This is a genomic window from Janthinobacterium sp. SUN128 (genome assembly GCF_030587275.1).
GTDB classification, from domain to species: Bacteria; Pseudomonadota; Gammaproteobacteria; order Burkholderiales; family Burkholderiaceae_D; genus Janthinobacterium; species Janthinobacterium lividum.
This window is the reverse complement of sequence record NZ_JAPWHY010000001.1, coordinates 2,254,957-2,271,515: the sequence shown is the minus strand read 5'-3', so window position 1 is coordinate 2,271,515 and position 16,559 is coordinate 2,254,957. Positions and strand designations below refer to the sequence as shown.

The window sequence follows — 16,559 nt, the reverse complement described above, 5'->3', positions numbered from 1 at the left end:
TAAGAAACAACAGGTTCTGGAATAAAATACTCCCGCGCGCCGCTGGCGTGCAGCGTCTGAAGAATTTGTCGAGGAGCAAGCATGGCAAGGCCAGAGAAAGTCCGGCTCGGTGAAATTTTGGTGCAGCAGAAATTGCTGACGGAAGAACAGTTGGGCCAAGCCTTGACGGAACAGAAGCGTTCGGGACGCAAGCTGGGCCGCGTTTTTGTCGAGCACGGCTTCGTCACGGAAGAGCAGATTTCGGGTGCGCTGGCGCGCCAGCTCGACATTCCCTACATCAATCTGAAGTTTTTCAACATCAATCCCGAACTGGTGCGGCTGCTGCCGGAAACCCAGGCGCGGCGCTTCCGCGCGCTGGTGCTGGAAGACCGCCGCGAAGGCTTGTTGGTCGGCATGTCCGATCCGACCGACCTGTTTGCGTACGATGAAATCTCGCGCCTGGTCAAACGCCATATCGAGCTCGCTGTCGTCAATGAAACGGAAGTGCTGGCCGCCATCGACCGCATCTATCGCCGTACGGAGGATATCTCCACCCTGACGCGCGAGCTGGAGCAGGACCTGGGCGACGTTTCCGTCGACTTCGGCGCACTGGCCGCCAATCCGGGCCTGGAAGAGGCGCCCATCGTCAAGCTGCTGCAATCCGTGTTCGAGGATGCCACGCAGGTGCGCGCCTCGGACATCCACATCGAGCCGCAGGAAGGCCGGCTGCAGATTCGCTTCCGCATCGACGGCGTGCTGCACCTGCAGACGGAAGCGGACAGCAAGATCGCCAGTTCGCTGGCGCTGCGCTTGAAACTGATGTCGGACCTCGACATTTCCGAGAAACGCCTGCCGCAGGATGGCCGCTTCGCCATCCGCGTGAAAAACCAGCGCATCGACGTGCGTATTTCCACCATGCCGACGCAGTACGGCGAATCGGTGGTGATGCGCTTGCTGAACCAGGGCGGCACGACCTTGCGCCTGGACGCCATCGGCATGCCGCCCGCGCTGGTGGCGCAATTTCGCGCCATCGTCAGCCGTCCGAACGGCCTCGTGCTGGTGACGGGGCCGACCGGCAGCGGCAAGACGACGACTTTGTACTGCGCCTTGTCCGAGCTCAATTCCGTGGAAAAAAAGCTCATCACGGTGGAAGACCCCGTCGAGTACCGCTTGCCCGGCATTAACCAGGTGCAAGTCAATGACAAGATCGAGCTGAACTTCGCACGCGTGCTGCGCTCGGCCTTGCGGCAGGATCCCGACATCGTGCTCGTCGGCGAGATGCGCGACCAGGAGACGGCGCAAATCGGCCTGCGCGCCGCCATGACGGGCCACTTGGTGCTGTCGACCCTGCATACGAACGACGCCATCAGCACGCCGCTGCGCCTGATGGACATGGGCGTGCCCCGCTACATGGTGGGCAGCTCGCTGCAAGCCGTGCTGGCGCAGCGCCTGGTGCGCGTGATCTGCGAAAGCTGCAGTACGCCGTACGCGCCCACGCCGAACGAATACGAATGGCTGCGCCTGGAACTGGGCGAGCTGGTCGAGCGCAACCAGTATTTCCACGGCAAGGGCTGTTCGCATTGCAACGGCATGGGTTACCGGGGCCGCACGGGCGTGTACGAATTGCTGGAAATCACGCGCGCCGTGGCCGACGCCGCCAACCATGCCGATCCTTCCCACTTCATGAAGGTGGCGACGGCGCAGATGGCGGGCGAAACCCTGCGCCGCCACGCCGTGCAGCTGGTGGTGCAAGGCCGTACGACGGTGATGGAAGCGATGCGCATCAGCAACCAGAGCGAGGATTGAGGTGCCGTTTTTCTCCTACAAGGCGCGCAGCGCCAGTGGCGAACTGCTGACCGGCGTGATGGAAGGCGCCGACAGCGGCGCCGTGGCTGACCAGTTGATGGCGGGCGGCAGCACGCCCGTCGACATCAGCGCCACCAGGCAGACGGTGACGAAGGCCGGCGCCAACCAGCTGGGCTGGTGGGCCAGGCTGACCGAGAAAAAAGTCACGCCCATGGATGTGCAGCTGTTCAGCCGCCAGCTGTACACCCTGCTCAAGGCGGGCGTGCCCATCATGCGCGGCCTGGCCGGCTTGCAGGAGTCCGCCATCAGTCCCGCGTTCGGGCGCATCATCAAGGATGTGCGCGAGTCGCTCGACGCGGGCCGCGAATTGTCGGCCGCCATGGCGCGCCATCCCGCCATCTTCACGCCGTTTTATCTGTCGATGGTGCGCGTGGGCGAAATGACGGGCCGTCTCGATGAAGTATTCCTGCGCCTGTTCAACCACCTGGAATTCGACCGCGACATGCGCGCGCGCGTGAAAACGGCGACGCGCTACCCGACCTTCGTGGTCTTCGCCATGCTCGCTGCCATGGTGGTGGTGAATATCTTCGTCATTCCCCAGTTCGAGAAGGTGTTCGCCAGTTTCCATGCGGAACTGCCCTTGATGACGCGCATCCTGATCGGCACTTCGCGCTTGACGGTGACGTACTGGCCCATCTTGCTGATGCTGGGCGTGGGCGGTTTTTTCGGCTGGCGCGCCTGGCTGCGCACGAAAGAGGGTCTGTATAAATGGGACCGCGCCAAGCTGCGCCTGCCGATCGCCGGCAAGATCATCCTGAAGGGTACGATGGCCCGCTTCGCGCGCAGTTTTGCCCTGTCGAGCACCAGCGGCGTGCCTATCGTGCAGGCCCTGACGGTGGTATCGCAAACGGTCGACAACACCTATTTGAGCGCGCGCGTGGAGCAGATGCGCGACGGCGTCGAGCGGGGCGAAAGCATCCTGCGCACCTCGGTGGCGGCCGGCGTGTTTACGCCCGTGGTGCTGCAGATGATCGCCGTGGGCGAGGAATCCGGTTCGCTGGACGACCTGATGGACGAGATCGCCGACATGTACGAGCGCGAGGTCGATTACGAGCTGAAGACCCTGTCGGCGCAGATCGAGCCGATTTTGATCGTCTTCCTCGGCGCCATGGTGCTGGTGCTGGCGCTGGGCATCTTCCTGCCGATCTGGGACTTGGGCCGGGCGGCCCTGCACTGATGAGAAAACCGCTCCGCCAGCGCGGTTTTACGCTGTTCGAGCTGGCGGTGGTGGCGGGCGTGTTTGCCATCCTGATGGCGGTATTCTTGAACCGGGTCAGCTATTACCAGCAACAGGCGCAGCAGGTGGCCGTGGCGCAGATGCTGGGCGTCTTGCGCACCAGTTTGCGGGTGCAGGTGCTGCAGTTGTACCTGGCGGACCGGCGCGACCAGTTGCCGGCGCTGGCGCGGCAAAACCCGTTCGACTGGCTGGCCGACAAGCCGGCCAACTACCTGGGCGAGTTCGCGCAGGCGGACATTGCGAAATTACCAACAGGGAATTGGTTGTACGACAAAAAAGAACAAAAAATCATCTATTTGTTTAGTAAAGGCAATATTTTTCCCACTACAGGGGTTGATGCAGTGAAATTTAAGGTAACCTTGCCGGGTGCAGACGCCGATCTTGACAAGCTCGCCCAGGAGCCCGATATCGTGGTGTGGAAAGCGCCGGAATCGGCAGCAAACTGACGCGCTTCCTGGTCCGGTGCAGCGACAGTTGCATGGCGTTGGTTTTGAAGTTTTTTTATTTGATTTTGGAGAAAGCAAGAATGAACAAGTCTTTACGTAGTATGAAAAGCGGCGCCCAGGCAGGTTTTACCCTGATCGAATTGATCGTCGTCATCGTCATCCTCGGCATCCTGGCCGCCACGGCGATTCCTAAATTTATCGACATGTCGACCGATGCGCGCGTGGCCAAGATGCAGGCGGCTGCTGGCGCGATCAAGGCTGGCTCGGCGCTGTACCATGCGCAGTGGCTGGTCGGCGGCGCGGTTGCCGATGCTTCAGGTGTTACTAGCGCGAAGATGGAAGGCAAGGACATCGCAGGTATTTATGGATATCCAACTGCTGATACCATCATCGTGGCCGCAGGCCTGACCGACCCTGATTATAAGTTCTCGGGTGGTGTCGTGACACCCGATGGTACGCGCTCGGGCTGCTCGGTTTCCTATGTTGCTCCGACCAAGGCAGGCGACGCGCCGACCATCACGGTCGCGGCAACCGTGGATACCTGCAAGTAATAGTTGTAGACTCTGCAAGGAAAGTCAGGCCACGTCCGGCCTTCCTTGCGCGCCACCAGCCCAACCCCAGGCGCCAGCCCGTTGGGCTTTTTTACGGGCCATCCATTGCAGCAGCCACCGACAGACTTTCCGCATCCGCATCGCCAAGCAGGGCCGCCAGGTTCCCTGCGGCGTACGGCTGCGCGCGGCTTCACCTTGATCGAGCTGGTGGCCGTGCTGGTGCTGGCGGGCTTGCTGGCGACGTTTGCCGTCAACCGGTTTTTCCAGCGCGACACTTTTGACGCGCGCAGTTTTGCCGACCAGGTGACGAATATCGTGCGCTACGGGCAAAAGCTGGCGGTGGCGCAAAACCGTGCCGTGTTTGTGCACATCGATGCCAACAGCGTGGCGCTGTGCTTCGATGCCGGTTGCAGCGATGACCAGAAGGTGGTGCCGCCCACGGGCAAGAACAGCGGCAGCAAGGAGACGCAGCAGTATTGCCTGGGGAGCAATTGGCTGTGCGAAGGCCGTCCGTCCGGCGTTACCCTGTCCACCGATGTGACAGGCGAGCCCAGCTTTTATTTCGATGCGCTGGGCAAACCATATGCGCTGGCCAATGTGTTTCCTGCCGCATCGACCTTCCCGGCGCGGCTGAAAATCAGCATCCGGGGCGAGGGCACGGAGCGCGTCGTCACGGTCGAAGGGGAGACGGGCTATGTCCATTAGCCAGCATCGCCGGCGTGAACGCGGCGTGACCCTGATCGAACTGGTGCTGTTCATCGTCATCGTCGGCCTGGCCTCGGCCGCCATCCTGGGCGTGATGAGCCTTACGACAAAGCACAGCGCCGACCCGCAGCTGCGCAAGCAGGCGCTGGCGATTGCCGAAGGCATGCTGGAAGAAATCCAGCTGGCGCGTTTCACGTATTGCGATCCGCAAGACCCTGCCGCGCAAACGGCCACCAGCCCGGCCGGCTGCGCCATTCCGGAAGTGGCCGGACAAGAGGCGGGCGGCGTGACGCGGCCTTTCGACAACGTCAACGATTACGTGAGCGCGTATGGCACGGCCACGAATTACAAGACGGATGCGCAGGGCGCCGTCTGGGCTGCAGGTTCCCCCCAGGAATACGTTGCCTCTGTGGTGATCACCCAGGCAGCCCTGAACGGCTTGCCCGCCACGGAAGGTCTGCGTATCCAGGTGACGGTGCCGTATGCCGACCAGAAGATCGTGCTCGATGGCTATCGCGTGCGCTATGCGCCGAACAGTATTCCATGACAAAATTTCTTGACGCCAGGCGCCTTGCGCGCGGCTTTACCCTCGTCGAGATGGTCATCGTGATCGTCATCACGGGCATCATCGGCACCATGGTCGCCGTCTTCATCCGCGTGCCCGTGCAGGGCTATATGGATGTCGCGGCGCGCGCGGCGCTGGCCGACACGGCCGATACGGCGGCGCGCCGCCTGACGCGCGACGTGCGCCTGGCCCTGCCCAACAGCGTGCGCGTGTCGAACAACGGCCTGTTCCTGGAATTGCTGCTGACCAAGACGGGCGGACGCTACCTGAGCGACAGCGACCCGTCGGGACTGGGCAGTGTGCTGAGTTTTGAGACCACCCCCGCCTCACCAGCTTTTAGCGTCGTCGGCGCCATGCCCGCCAATGCGCTGGGCGCGCGCCAGGCGATCAGCGTGGGCGACCAGATCGTCGTCTACAACCTGGGCGGTGCTTTTGCGCCGAACAATGCGTATACGTGCAGCGCGGCGACCGGCTGCAACCGCGCGGCAGTGACGGGCGTGGCCGGCAATGTCGTCACGCTTGGCAGCTATCCTTTCGCGACGGCGCCGGCGCCGCTGCCGTCGCCGTCGAACCGTTTCCAGGTGGTGTCGACGCCCGTGACCTATGCGTGCGATCTGGCGACCGGCACCTTGACCCGTTACGCGGGCTATGCCATCCAGGCCACCCAGCCGGTTGCGGCGGACTTGAAGGATGGCGCACTGCTGGCGCGCCAGGTAACGGGGTGCGCCTTCAGCTACACCGTGCTGGCCAATGTGCAGCGGGGCCTCGTGAATATCAGCCTGAGCCTGGGCGCGGCGAACAGCAATACGGGCGTGCTGCGCCTGGTGCAACAGGTGCAGGCGAGGAATACGCCATGACGCATTTGCTGCGCCACCGCGCGCGCCGCATGCGCGGTTTCAGCCTCGTCACGGCCATTTTCCTGCTGGTGGTGCTGGCCGCGCTGGCGGCCGTGATGGTGAATATCTCCACCTTCCAGCAGACGGAATCGGCCATGGACGTGCAGGGCGTGCGCGCCGAACAGGCCGCCCGCGCCGGTCTCGAATGGGGTTTACAGAAACAGATCAGCGCGGGCCTGACCACTGGCGCGGCATGTCTCGGCGCCACCACGTTCAGCTTGCCGGCTGGCACGACGCTGTCGGCCTTCAGCGTCACCGTGCAATGCAGCACGGCCACGGGGCCCGGCACCTTGACCAGTTGGACCATCACGGCCACGGCTTGCAACCAGCCAGGAGCCGGCGGCTGTCCGAATGCGGGCAATAACGCCGATTATGTCCAGCGCCGCCTGCAAGCCGTGTTGTCGCAGTAAGGTCAACTAGGTGAAAAAAAGATCGCTAATTTATTGTTTTTACACAATAAAGTTGGCTTCATGAATTAAAATTGGCTGGATGCATTATCTGCGCGACAAGATCGGGCAGGCACTTACACTGGATAGTTCGCATGGGTTTATTCGCAAGAGCAAAGAAGTACGATGGCTGGCTGGCCACGGCGTTTGGCCGCGAAGGCGTCAGCGCTGTCGTTGTCGAACGTCCCGCCGGCGGCATGCCGCGCGTGCGGGGCGCCAGTTACCAGGCGGCCGCGCGGCCTGCGCCGGCCGAGGTGCTGGAAAAACTGGGCAAGGAGCTGCAGGCGGCAGCGCGCCACTGCACCAGCGTGCTGGCCGGTGGCGAGTACCAGCTGCTGTCGCTGGAAGCGCCGGCCGTGCCGCGCGAGGAGCTGAAGACGGCCGTGGGCTGGCGTTTGAAAGACATGCTGGACTTTCCCCTGGCCGAGGCCACCATCGACGTGTTCGACATCCCCGGCGACCCGAACGGCACCCAGCGGGGCAGCAGCGTGTTTGCCGTCGCCGCGCGCAACAGCGCCGTGTCGCGCCGCCAGGCGCTATACGCGGAATGCAAGATCGGCCTGTCCGTGATCGATATCCCCGAGATGGCGCAGCGTAATATCGCCACCTTGCTGGAAACACCTGGACGCGGCATCGCCGTGCTGTCTTTCGATGGCGACGGCGGCTTGCTGACCATGAGTTTCAATGGCGAACTGTACCAGGCGCGCCGCATCGACGTGACTGTGACGCAATTGCAGTCGCCCGACGCCAGCCAGTACTACGACCGCGTCACCCTGGAACTGCAGCGCTCGTTCGACCACTTCGACCGCCAGTTCCATTTCATTTCGCTGTCCCGATTGATGCTGATGACGGGCGCGGCCGACGGCTTGCACGCATATCTTGCCGACAATCTCTACATGCCCGTCGAGCAGCTGGACCTGGCCACGGTGCTGGACCTGTCGCAGGCCCCCGAGCTGCGCGACCCCGCCATGCAGGCGCGCTATTTCCTGGCCATCGGCGCAGGCTTGCGCGAGGTTGGCTTGCATCCGGGCAAGCACGAAGGGAAGGGCGCATGAGCCAGCAGATCAATCTGTTCAATCCCCAGTTTGAACTGAAAAAACACCATATGTCGGCGCGCACGGCCAGCCTGGGCCTGGGCGGCCTGGCGCTGGCGCTGCTGGCCGTGGGCGTGCTGGCCCAGCAAGCTTTGACCAGCCTGGAACAGCGCGAAGCGGGCGTCAAGGCGGCGCTGGCGCAAGGCGAGGCGAAGCGCGACCAGATTCTGCGCGATTATCCTCCACGCAAGAAAGACCCGGCCCTGGCGCAGGAACTGGCGGCCGTCGAGGCGCAGCGCCAGTTGCTGCAGGATGCGTCAAACGTGCTGGAAAGCGGCAAGCTGGGCAATACCCGCGGCTATGCCGGCTATTTCCGCGCGCTGGCGCAGGCCAGGGTCGAGGGCGTATGGCTGACGGGCGTGGATATCGCCGGCGCCGGCAATGATTTCGGCTTGCAGGGCCGCGCCTTGCATGCGTCGTTGCTGCCCGCCTACATCACGCGCCTGGGCCAGCAGGAGGTACTGAAAGGCAAGACCTTCGCCAGCCTCGACATCGGCCAGCCCGAGCAGCCGGCCGTGGCGGAGGGCAAGACGCCTGGCCTGCCTTATATCGCGTTCAGCCTGCAATCTGCGGATCGTGCCGCCACGCCGGCAAAACCTGTTGCAGGAGGAACACGCTGATGCTGCCCTTGCTGAAGAAATGGGCCACCGCCTTCGACGCCCTCAGCCTGCGCGAGCGGCTGATGGTGTTTGGCGCCGCCGCGGCCGCCGTCCTGTTCGTGTTTTATTTCATGAGCTTCAATCCCCTGTTGGCGAAACGCGCCGCGCTGGAAGCGAGCATTGCACAAAAACAAAGCCTGTTGACCGCGACGAACAAGGAAATCGAGCTGACCATGCTCGCCCACGCCACCGATCCCGACCAGGAAGCGCGCACGCGCCTGGTGGCTTTACAGGCGGAAACGGCGTCGCTGGCGCAGGCGCTGCGCCAGCAGCAGCATGGCCTGGTGGCGCCCGAGCGCATGGTCACCTTGCTCGAGCACTTGCTGCGCCGGCATGCTGGCTTGCGCGTGGTGTCGCTGAAAACCTTGCCCGCCAGCGCCGTGGGCGTGCGCCAGGCCGATGCCGCGAACGGCGATGCCGCTGCCAAGGCACCGAGCCCGGCACCCTTGCTGCACCAGCATGGCGTGGAAGTGGTGCTGCAAGGCAGCTATGCCGACATGGTGCAATACATGCAGGCGCTGCAAGCGATGCCGACGCGCGTCTTCTGGGGCGCCGCCCACCTCGATTCTGCCAGCTACCCGGGCGCCACCCTGACCCTGACCTTACATACCCTCAGCATGGACGATACATGGATCGCACTTTGACCTTCGGTCCCGCGCTGCTGGCGCCTTTCCTGGCACTGAGCCTGGCATGGCCGGGCGCGCAGGCACAGACGCTGGACGACCCGACGCGCCCGCCGGCGGCCCTGTGGGCGCCGGCCACTGCCGCGCCCGTCGTCGCGGCCCGGCCGCAGCTGCAATCGGTGCTCATCTCCACCCAGCCGGGCGGACGCCGCCTGGCCGTCATCGATGGCCAGACAGTCAAGGTCGGCGGCAAGGTGGGCGATGCCGTGGTGACGGAAATCCACGACACGGCCGTCGTGTTGCGGCGTGGAAAATCACTGGAAACCTTCAAGCTGTATCCGAGCAGCAAGACCGACAATAAGACCGGTCGCAAGACCGACCGCAAGCAGGAGTAGAAGAAGTGGCCAAGCAACTCAATCAACACAAGGCGAGCATGTTCAAGATCAGTACGATGGCGGCTGTCATCAGCGTCAGCCTGGGCCTGGGCGGCTGCAACGTCGCGCCCGTCAAGCGCGATACCTACAATGCGATCACCGATGCCGTCAAGGGCGCGGCAGCCACCACGGCGCCAGCGGCCCAGCCGGACGCCGTGGAAGCGGCGCTGCTGCCGCCCGTGGCGGCCCTGGCCCAGCAATTGCCAAAGGCCCGCGCGGCGCTCGACGAGCGCTTCAACGTGGCTTTCAACAATGTGCCGGCGCGCCAGTTCTTCACCTCCATCGTGGCCGGCACGCGCTACAACATGCTGGTCCATCCCGACATCGGCGGCACGATTTCCGCCAATCTGAAGGACGTGACCCTGTTCCAGGCGCTCGACGCCGTGCGTGAACTGTATGGCTACGATTACAAGGTCGAGGGCACGCAGATCTACATCAAGCCCCTGACCATGCAGACGCGTTTGTTCCACGTCAATTACCTGACGGGCGCGCGCCGCGGCAGCTCCAACCTGCGCGTCTCGTCGACGTCGGTGGGTTCGGTCGGTTCGACCACTTCCGGCGGCTCGGGCAACAGCGGGAATGGCGGCAATAACAATCAGGGCAATAACCAGAATAACGAGCAGAGCCAGCAAACGAATGGCGGCCAGGGCGGCCGTACGCTGGACAGCAGCAACCTGACGACTTCGTCCACGGCAGATTTCTGGCCGGAATTGAAGGCGGCGCTGGAAGCCATCGTCGGCAGCGCCGAAGGCGGGCGGCAAGTGGTGCTCAGCCCGCAGTCGGGCGTGATCGTCATCCGCGCCATGCCGGAAGAGCTGCGCAATGTCGACATGTATTTGAAGGCCACGCAGCTGTCCGTCGACCGCCAGGTGATCCTGGAAGCGAAAATCCTCGAAGTCGAACTCAACGACAACACGCAGACGGGCATCAACTGGGCCTCGTTTGCCTCGATCAAGAGCGGCCACACGAACCGCATCTCGACGGGTTTCATCCAGCCGGGCGGCACTCTGGCGCCGCTGCCGTTCAATGGCGGCCAGCCGCCCAACATGACGAATGGCAGCGGCTTGACGGCCAGCAGCGGCTTTGGCCTCAGTTCGGCGGCGAATTCGGCCGGTTCCATGTTTGGCCTGGCTTTCCAGACGGCCAATTTCGCGGCCATGATTTCCTTCCTGGAATCGCAAGGCTCCGTGCATGTGCTGTCGAGCCCGCGCATCGCCACCATGAATAACCAGAAGGCCGTGCTGAAGATCGGCACGGACGAGTTTTACGTGACGGGCGTGTCGACCACCACGAATACGACGGCCAGCGGTGCGACGACCAGCCCCAACGTGACCTTGCAACCGTTCTTTTCCGGCGTGGTGCTGGACGTGACGCCGCAGATCGATGCGGATGGCAACATCATCCTGCACGTGCACCCATCCGTCAGCCAGGTGTCGACCATCAGCAAGGAAATCGACCTGGGCAGCGCCGGTTCGCTGAAACTGCCGCTGGCCGCATCGAGCACATCCGAGATGGACAGCATGGTGCGCAGCCAGGATGGCCGCATCGTCGCCATCGGCGGCCTGATGCGCCAGGCCACCACGGCGGACCGCTCGCAAGTGCCGGGAGCGGGCGATATTCCCGTGCTGGGCGCGCTGTTCCGCAACACGGGACAGGTGATCCAGAAGCGCGAACTGGTGGTGCTGATCAAGCCGACCATCGTCGATGGCGCCAATAGCTGGAACGAGGACTTGCTCGATTCGGGCAAGCGCATCGAGGCGCTCGACCCGCGCCGTCCGTCGGAGCGGCGCTAAATGTACCAGGCCCATTTCGGCTTGCGCGAGGCGCCGTTCGGCCTCACGCCCGATACCAGTTTCTTCTTCAATGGCCCGCAGTCGCAAAAGGCGCTCAACACCCTGCTGGTGGCGGCGCGCAATGGCGAGGGCTTCATCAAGATCACTGGCGAAGTGGGGACTGGTAAAACCTTTTTGTGTCGCAAGTTCATGCAATCGCTGGGGCCGGACTTCGTCACGGCCTACATCCCGAATCCGAACTTGCCGCCCCGTTCGCTGATCCTGGCGCTGGCCGACGATCTCGATGTATTGCTGGAAAAAGATGCTGATCAGCATCAATTGCTCAAATCCCTCAACTTGCGCTTGCTCAACCTGGCGGCGCAAGGCAAGCGCGTGCTGCTGTGCCTGGACGAAGCGCAGGCGATACCCGTCGACAGCCTCGAAGCGCTGCGATTGCTGACGAATTTGGAAACGGAAAAGCGCAAGCTGCTGCAGATCGTGCTGTTCGGCCAGCCGGAACTGGACGTCAAGCTGGCCCTGCCGGAAATCCGCCAGCTGGCGCAGCGCATCACCTTTCACTACCACCTGGGTCCGCTGTCGCGCGACGATGTGGATTTCTATGTGGCGCACCGCCTGCGCGTGGCCGGTTTCGATGGCGCGCGCCTGTTCAGCCGTGGCGGCGTGGGCAAGCTGTACCAAGCGTCCGGGGGTATCCCGCGCCTGATCAACATCATGGCGCACAAGGCGCTGATGGTGGCGTATGGCGAAGGCCGGCAGCAGGTGAGCGGCCGCCACGTGGCGCTGGCCGCCAGCGATACCCTGGCCAGCAAGCCGCGCCGCTTTTGGCGGAAGCCGTGGCCATGGCTGGCAGGCGCCGGCGTGCTGGCCGCCGCCTGCGGCGTGAGCTGGACTTTATTGAACCGATGACGAAGATGAGCCTGTAGATGAGCCTGATTAACAAGATGTTGCAAGACCTCGATGCCCGCGGCACTCCCGATGGACGCGGCGACGCGGCCGGCATCCGCTCCGTGCCCGAACGCGAGCGGGGCGTGTCGCGCGCGCTGGTCTTCGGCGGCGCTGCCGGCCTGACGGCCGCCGCCATCGCCCTGGGCTGGGTTTACCTGAAGCGTCCGGCCGTGCCGCCCGTGCTGGTCAGCGTGGCCAGCACGCCTGTTTCGGCTCCTGTGTCGGCTCCCGTGTCGGCGCCGGCGCCTGCCGCCGTTGTTCCCGTGCCCGTGCCCGTCGCGGCGGCGGAACCCGAGCCCGTGTTCTTGGCCGAGGAAGCCGCCCCCGCACCGAGCAAGGCGCGGCCCGCCGAATCGCGCCGCGTCGTGGAAAAAGCCGCCAAGCCCGCCGCCGCGCCCATGGTAAGGACGGCATTGCCCGCTGCCAGCGAACGCATCATCGACGGCAAGCAAGTCACTGCGCAGCAGCGCGTGGAGAATGAATACCGGCGCGCGCTGGCCCAGTTGCAGGATGGTCGCGTTTCCGACGCCATGCTGGCCTTGCAGCAGACCCTGCAGATGGACCCGCGCCACCAGGGCGCGCGCGAAACCCTGGTGCGCCTGCTGCTTGAGGCGCAGCGCCCGGACGAGGCGGCCCGCCAGCTGCAGCTGAGCCTGGCGCTGGACCCGAAACAGCCGGCGCAAGCCATGATGCTGGCCCGTTTGCAGCTGGACAAGACGAGCGGCGGCGCGGCGGCCCTCGATACCTTGACGCGCAGCCTGCCGTACGCCAGCGACAGCGGCGAATACCATGCCTTCCTGGCCGGCGTGCTGCAGCGCGAACAGCGCTACCGCGAAGCGTCCGAGCACTACCAACAGGCCCTGCAGACGGCGCCCGACAACAGCGTCTGGTGGATGGGGCTCGGCATCGCCTTGCAAGCCGATAACCACCCGGCCCAGGCGCGCCAAGCGTTCGAGCGCGCCAAGGGCTTGCAAACTTTATCTCCCCAGTTGCAGGCGTTTGTCGAGCGCAAGCTGGTGCAGCTGACGGCGGTTGGCACCAAGTAAGCGCTAGCCGAGCGCACCACATACATCTCCCCCGCAAGCGACATCGCAGGCTGGGGGGATGGATCTGTAGCACATGACTGAGGCGGATGATCCCGCAAACAAGATGACCACTGCCTGGAAATTCTCCGATGCCCCCAATACTGCCTGCTTCACGACCACGGAGGTATTGAATGGTGCTCCCGTCGTGCATGTGTCCCATGATTACGAAGGGGATTGGCAATTTCACGGCGAGCCAGGCGCAACAGTATCGAGCTCCGTCAAAATCGTCAGTCTGGCATACATGATAGGTCGCGATGATGTGCTGGCGCGCCTGCATGACTTGCCCTATGGCTGGAGCGCGCAATGGAATGCAGGCGCAGGAAGCTGGGAGCGTTTCAAGGACAATCCGTTTCCCTCGTTTTCGGAGCATGGCTATTACCTGGAAGACGCCATCTGGCTTGCCCAGTATTTGACAGATATCAAGCCTCCGCCTGTGGAAGTGCGCGAGCAACTGGCTATCGGTTTGTGCGTGAAACTGGTTTTTCGCTTCGCCGCCGAAGATGGTGCGCGCGAAGATGGCCAGTGCGAAAGAATGTGGGTGCTAGTGACGGGTATCGATGAAGGGGAAGGCTGGTACACCGGCACCATCGAGAATGATCCGCAGCATCCGGCGGCCAGATACGGCGACCTTATCTCGTTTCATCCCCTGCATGTCGCAGATATTGCTCATGAACAGGCATGAAAGGAAACGCCGTGCGAAATGAACGCGAAGGTGCGAAAGACGCCCGTCAGGAAATCAAGCGATACCAAGAGCATATCAATTCGCCTCGCCTTTGCCCGGATCAGTGTTATCGCATGGCCAGTCCGACTTATGCCTTGGTGGGCTACGTCAATCAGGTAACGGGACTTTTCTTGAGCAAGAACTATTACATGATCCCAATCTTCCTTCAGCGCGCATACGGGGTGCTGCTGGCATTGAAGCCGGAACGTGTCAGTGAACCGTATCGTCATCTGATCGAGCAGTATCTGAGCCATGTCGCGCATTTCATCGTCAACTATCAATGCCTGGCGGAAGATGAGCGGCAAGCCGCACAATGTATCCCACCGGCGTTGCTGGCGACCGTGCCTGTTTCGTTACCGCGAGACCTGGTCATACCGGGCGAGTTTTGACTGTATTGTTGCCGACCTCGCCTGCGAAATTCCCTGCGACATTCATGTGGCTGTCGCATGCTTACTGTGATAAGGAAGGAAGCCCATTTGAAATCTTTTAGCCTGCTCTTTGCGTTCTGCTGCCTGTGCAACAGCGCACTTGCCGCGCCCGCCAGCGCGCCTGCCAGCTACGTTCTGGACAATACGGAAGTGCGCGATATCCGTGCGCAAGCCCTGAAACGTGATTATCAGCTGTATGTCGCCTTGCCCGATTCCTATCGGCAGGGGAATAAGCGCTATCCGGTGCTGTTTGTCGTGGACGCCAATTATTCGTTTGCCATCGTGCGCAATATCGCGCAGCGCCTGAACAAGCATGCGGGGATGGAAGAAGTCATCGTGGTCGGCCTGTCGTACGCCAACGGCGATGGCGGGGTGTACAGCCGCCGCCGCGATTACACGCCCACCACGCCACGCAAGCATGATTACCGCTCGGACATGCCGGGGCGGCAACCGGCGTTCGGCGAAGCGAAGGCGTATGGCCAGTTCATCTCGGGCGAAGTGTTTCCCTTCATCGCCAGCAACTATCGCGTCAACATGCAGCGCAAGGTGTTTATCGGCCATTCCTACGGCAGCCTGCTGGGCCTGCAATTCCTGCTGACGGAACCGCGCACCTTCGAGCACTACATTCTCGGCAGTCCGTCGCTGTGGTACGACGCCGGCGTCATGTTCGACCGCGAACAGGCGTATGCCGCCAGCCACAAGGACTTGCCCGCGTCCGTATTCTTTGGCATCGGCGGCCTGGAAAAGCTGGCGGCGGGCAAGAAGCGTTCGCGTTCGGAAGAGGACGCTGACATGGTGGCCGACTTGCGCGAGTTCGACGGGAAGTTGACATCGCACAAGTATCCCGGCCTGAAGACGCGCTTGCGCGTCTTCGCGGATGAAGATCACGCGAGCGTGTTTCCTTTCGTGCTCACGCATGGATTGCGGGCGTATTTGACGTCCGCAAAATGAAGGGTGCAGGGCGCCGCTCGCCAGACAGTGCCAGCGTCGCCATACATACTCCGACCGCCGGAAGCGGTCATCGATAAGGTCAGCTGACATGCGTACATTGAATGAATTATTGGATAGTGAAGACCCGGCGTTTCCGCTGATCAGGCAATGGGCCAGCGAGGCCGACATCCCGGTGGAATTGCTGCCGCCCTCGGCCGGCAGGGGAGATGTGCTGCTGAGCCTGCAAGTCACCACGCGTTCACCCCTCGGCGCGATCGCCTATGAAACCGGCGGCATCCTGGTGGATGACGGCTGGCTACGGATATTGGGGTCCGGCCATGACAAGCTGGGCCGGAACATTGTTACGTGGAACGAAGGAAAGGCCGAGGGCTTTCTGTTGGTGGCCGATGACGTGCTCGGCGGTTTTTTTGCCATCAACGGCGGCGCACTCGGGGCCGACCAGGGCAAGCTGTATTACCTCGCCCCCGAGACACTGGCGTGGGAAGCGCTGGAGATCGGCTACACGGCGTTCGTCGAATGGGCTTTTACTTGCCAGTTGCGGCAGTTTTACGGCCGGCAGCCCGGCGATGCGCCGGACTTGGACGAATTGCCCGAATTGCCCTTGTCCGGCGAACTCTGCCTGAATTTTTATCCGTTTCTGTGGACGCAAGAAGGTTCCCTCAAGACCAGCTCGCGGCGCGCCATTCCGGTGGAAGAGCAGTGGGCGCTCAACCTCGACCTGAAACAGAAGATGCTGGATGCGCCTGCGGGCGCGAACTGAGGCATGGCTTGCGGGCATATCTGAAGGCATCGCCATGCGCATCCCGGGCCGGCGAAATGGCGTTTCAACCCCCGATTCAAGCGCTTTGTCGCAATGGCCGGCGCGAGAAAAGGGCAAGGGGATAGCATATGGTGGGCTTTCTCGCGATGCGCCGCCCGCCAGCGAGTGTCCGATATTGCCGCGGCAGGCAACGGATGCTTCTCAATGACCTCGATCAGGATGAATACGCATGAAATTGACCCTTCCACATGTCCTCTCCACTTGTTTGCTGGGCGCCTTGGGCGTGATCGGCAGCGCGCACGCGGCTCCCGCCGATGCCGAACTGGTGGCCTTGGTGCAGCGCCATGCGCAGGCGTAGAGTAACTTTGATCAAGT

Annotated in this window: 20 protein-coding genes; all 20 read left to right on the top strand. The window is 62.9% G+C overall.

Annotated elements, in window-relative coordinates:
• Nucleotides 1–81 precede the first annotated feature (81 nt).
• Entirely contained in the window at nucleotides 82–1,785 is a 1,704-nt protein-coding gene (locus O3297_RS10310) for a GspE/PulE family protein (protein ID WP_034781098.1), read from the top strand.
• A gap of 1 nt (nucleotide 1,786) precedes the next feature.
• On the top strand, nucleotides 1,787–3,022 hold the full coding sequence (locus O3297_RS10305) for a type II secretion system F family protein (protein ID WP_305048610.1): 1,236 nt from the start codon (nucleotides 1,787–1,789) through the stop codon (nucleotides 3,020–3,022).
• Nucleotides 3,022–3,528 carry a type II secretion system protein gene (locus tag O3297_RS10300; protein ID WP_305048609.1) on the top strand — a complete coding sequence of 169 codons (507 nt, stop codon included), beginning with the start codon at nucleotides 3,022–3,024 and terminating at the stop codon, nucleotides 3,526–3,528. Before O3297_RS10305 ends, O3297_RS10300 begins: the two co-directional genes overlap by 1 nt.
• A 32-nt stretch (nucleotides 3,529–3,560) precedes the next feature.
• Nucleotides 3,561–4,079: a type II secretion system protein gene (locus O3297_RS10295; RefSeq protein WP_305048608.1), complete on the top strand. Its 519-nt coding sequence runs from the start codon at nucleotides 3,561–3,563 to the stop codon at nucleotides 4,077–4,079.
• 165 nt (nucleotides 4,080–4,244) lie between these two features.
• On the top strand, nucleotides 4,245–4,784 hold the full coding sequence (locus O3297_RS10290; protein ID WP_370385427.1) for a Tfp pilus assembly protein FimT/FimU: 540 nt from the start codon (nucleotides 4,245–4,247) through the stop codon (nucleotides 4,782–4,784).
• Nucleotides 4,774–5,331, top strand: coding sequence for a prepilin-type N-terminal cleavage/methylation domain-containing protein (locus O3297_RS10285; protein WP_305048606.1), 558 nt, complete (start codon nucleotides 4,774–4,776; stop codon nucleotides 5,329–5,331). The genes O3297_RS10290 and O3297_RS10285 overlap by 11 nt, the downstream gene beginning before the upstream one ends.
• Nucleotides 5,328–6,206: a prepilin-type N-terminal cleavage/methylation domain-containing protein gene (locus O3297_RS10280; RefSeq protein WP_305048605.1), complete on the top strand. Its 879-nt coding sequence runs from the start codon at nucleotides 5,328–5,330 to the stop codon at nucleotides 6,204–6,206. The genes O3297_RS10285 and O3297_RS10280 overlap by 4 nt, the downstream gene beginning before the upstream one ends.
• Complete coding sequence (locus tag O3297_RS10275; protein ID WP_305048604.1) at nucleotides 6,203–6,655, top strand: agglutinin biogenesis protein MshP; 453 nt, start codon at nucleotides 6,203–6,205, stop codon at nucleotides 6,653–6,655. Before O3297_RS10280 ends, O3297_RS10275 begins: the two co-directional genes overlap by 4 nt.
• 131 nt (nucleotides 6,656–6,786) lie before the next feature.
• Nucleotides 6,787–7,746 (top strand): agglutinin biogenesis protein MshI, encoded by a 960-nt coding sequence (locus tag O3297_RS10270; RefSeq protein ID WP_070256807.1) that lies wholly within the window; start codon nucleotides 6,787–6,789, stop codon nucleotides 7,744–7,746.
• A complete protein-coding gene (locus O3297_RS10265) occupies nucleotides 7,743–8,405 on the top strand; it encodes a PilN domain-containing protein (RefSeq protein WP_230521245.1) in 663 nt (220 codons plus the stop codon). The genes O3297_RS10270 and O3297_RS10265 overlap by 4 nt, the downstream gene beginning before the upstream one ends.
• Nucleotides 8,405–9,088, top strand: coding sequence for a type II secretion system protein GspM (gene gspM, locus O3297_RS10260; protein ID WP_305048603.1), 684 nt, complete (start codon nucleotides 8,405–8,407; stop codon nucleotides 9,086–9,088). The genes O3297_RS10265 and gspM overlap by 1 nt, the downstream gene beginning before the upstream one ends.
• Nucleotides 9,073–9,462: an MSHA biogenesis protein MshK gene (locus tag O3297_RS10255; RefSeq protein ID WP_305048602.1), complete on the top strand. Its 390-nt coding sequence runs from the start codon at nucleotides 9,073–9,075 to the stop codon at nucleotides 9,460–9,462. The genes gspM and O3297_RS10255 overlap by 16 nt, the downstream gene beginning before the upstream one ends.
• A gap of 38 nt (nucleotides 9,463–9,500) precedes the next feature.
• Nucleotides 9,501–11,294 (top strand): pilus (MSHA type) biogenesis protein MshL, encoded by a 1,794-nt coding sequence (gene mshL, locus O3297_RS10250; protein ID WP_305048601.1) that lies wholly within the window; start codon nucleotides 9,501–9,503, stop codon nucleotides 11,292–11,294.
• The gene (locus O3297_RS10245) at nucleotides 11,295–12,200 is read left to right on the top strand and encodes an ExeA family protein (protein WP_034781117.1); all 906 of its coding nucleotides are present in this window, start codon (nucleotides 11,295–11,297) and stop codon (nucleotides 12,198–12,200) included.
• Nucleotides 12,201–12,217: 17 nt separating this feature from the next.
• Entirely contained in the window at nucleotides 12,218–13,285 is a 1,068-nt protein-coding gene (locus O3297_RS10240) for a tetratricopeptide repeat protein (protein ID WP_305048600.1), read from the top strand.
• Nucleotides 13,286–13,358: 73 nt separating this feature from the next.
• The gene (locus O3297_RS10235; RefSeq protein WP_305048599.1) at nucleotides 13,359–14,006 is read left to right on the top strand and encodes a hypothetical protein; all 648 of its coding nucleotides are present in this window, start codon (nucleotides 13,359–13,361) and stop codon (nucleotides 14,004–14,006) included.
• On the top strand, nucleotides 14,003–14,434 hold the full coding sequence (locus O3297_RS10230; protein ID WP_034781121.1) for a hypothetical protein: 432 nt from the start codon (nucleotides 14,003–14,005) through the stop codon (nucleotides 14,432–14,434). The genes O3297_RS10235 and O3297_RS10230 overlap by 4 nt, the downstream gene beginning before the upstream one ends.
• Before the next feature lie 87 nt (nucleotides 14,435–14,521).
• Entirely contained in the window at nucleotides 14,522–15,424 is a 903-nt protein-coding gene (locus O3297_RS10225) for an alpha/beta hydrolase (RefSeq protein WP_305048598.1), read from the top strand.
• A gap of 88 nt (nucleotides 15,425–15,512) precedes the next feature.
• Complete coding sequence (locus O3297_RS10220) at nucleotides 15,513–16,184, top strand: DUF2625 family protein (RefSeq protein WP_305048597.1); 672 nt, start codon at nucleotides 15,513–15,515, stop codon at nucleotides 16,182–16,184.
• 229 nt (nucleotides 16,185–16,413) lie between these two features.
• Nucleotides 16,414–16,542 carry a hypothetical protein gene (locus O3297_RS10215; RefSeq protein ID WP_305048596.1) on the top strand — a complete coding sequence of 43 codons (129 nt, stop codon included), beginning with the start codon at nucleotides 16,414–16,416 and terminating at the stop codon, nucleotides 16,540–16,542.
• The last annotated feature ends 17 nt before the right edge of the window (nucleotides 16,543–16,559 follow it).

Bases quoted from the DNA above. Each gene is read 5' to 3' on its own strand.
- O3297_RS10310 (WP_034781098.1), top strand. From the start codon at position 82: ATGGCAAGGCCAGAGAAAGTCCGGCTCGGTGAAATTTTGGTGCAGCAG.
- O3297_RS10300 (WP_305048609.1), top strand. From the start codon at position 3,022: ATGAGAAAACCGCTCCGCCAGCGCGGTTTTACGCTGTTCGAGCTGGCG.
- O3297_RS10295 (WP_305048608.1), top strand. From the start codon at position 3,561: ATGGCGTTGGTTTTGAAGTTTTTTTATTTGATTTTGGAGAAAGCAAGA.
- O3297_RS10285 (WP_305048606.1), top strand. From the start codon at position 4,774: ATGTCCATTAGCCAGCATCGCCGGCGTGAACGCGGCGTGACCCTGATC.
- O3297_RS10280 (WP_305048605.1), top strand. From the start codon at position 5,328: ATGACAAAATTTCTTGACGCCAGGCGCCTTGCGCGCGGCTTTACCCTC.
- O3297_RS10275 (WP_305048604.1), top strand. From the start codon at position 6,203: ATGACGCATTTGCTGCGCCACCGCGCGCGCCGCATGCGCGGTTTCAGC.
- O3297_RS10270 (WP_070256807.1), top strand. From the start codon at position 6,787: ATGGGTTTATTCGCAAGAGCAAAGAAGTACGATGGCTGGCTGGCCACG.
- O3297_RS10265 (WP_230521245.1), top strand. From the start codon at position 7,743: ATGAGCCAGCAGATCAATCTGTTCAATCCCCAGTTTGAACTGAAAAAA.
- gspM (WP_305048603.1), top strand. From the start codon at position 8,405: ATGCTGCCCTTGCTGAAGAAATGGGCCACCGCCTTCGACGCCCTCAGC.
- O3297_RS10255 (WP_305048602.1), top strand. From the start codon at position 9,073: ATGGATCGCACTTTGACCTTCGGTCCCGCGCTGCTGGCGCCTTTCCTG.
- mshL (WP_305048601.1), top strand. From the start codon at position 9,501: ATGTTCAAGATCAGTACGATGGCGGCTGTCATCAGCGTCAGCCTGGGC.
- O3297_RS10245 (WP_034781117.1), top strand. From the start codon at position 11,295: ATGTACCAGGCCCATTTCGGCTTGCGCGAGGCGCCGTTCGGCCTCACG.
- O3297_RS10240 (WP_305048600.1), top strand. From the start codon at position 12,218: ATGAGCCTGATTAACAAGATGTTGCAAGACCTCGATGCCCGCGGCACT.
- O3297_RS10235 (WP_305048599.1), top strand. From the start codon at position 13,359: ATGACTGAGGCGGATGATCCCGCAAACAAGATGACCACTGCCTGGAAA.
- O3297_RS10230 (WP_034781121.1), top strand. From the start codon at position 14,003: ATGAAAGGAAACGCCGTGCGAAATGAACGCGAAGGTGCGAAAGACGCC.
- O3297_RS10220 (WP_305048597.1), top strand. From the start codon at position 15,513: ATGCGTACATTGAATGAATTATTGGATAGTGAAGACCCGGCGTTTCCG.
- O3297_RS10215 (WP_305048596.1), top strand. From the start codon at position 16,414: ATGAAATTGACCCTTCCACATGTCCTCTCCACTTGTTTGCTGGGCGCC.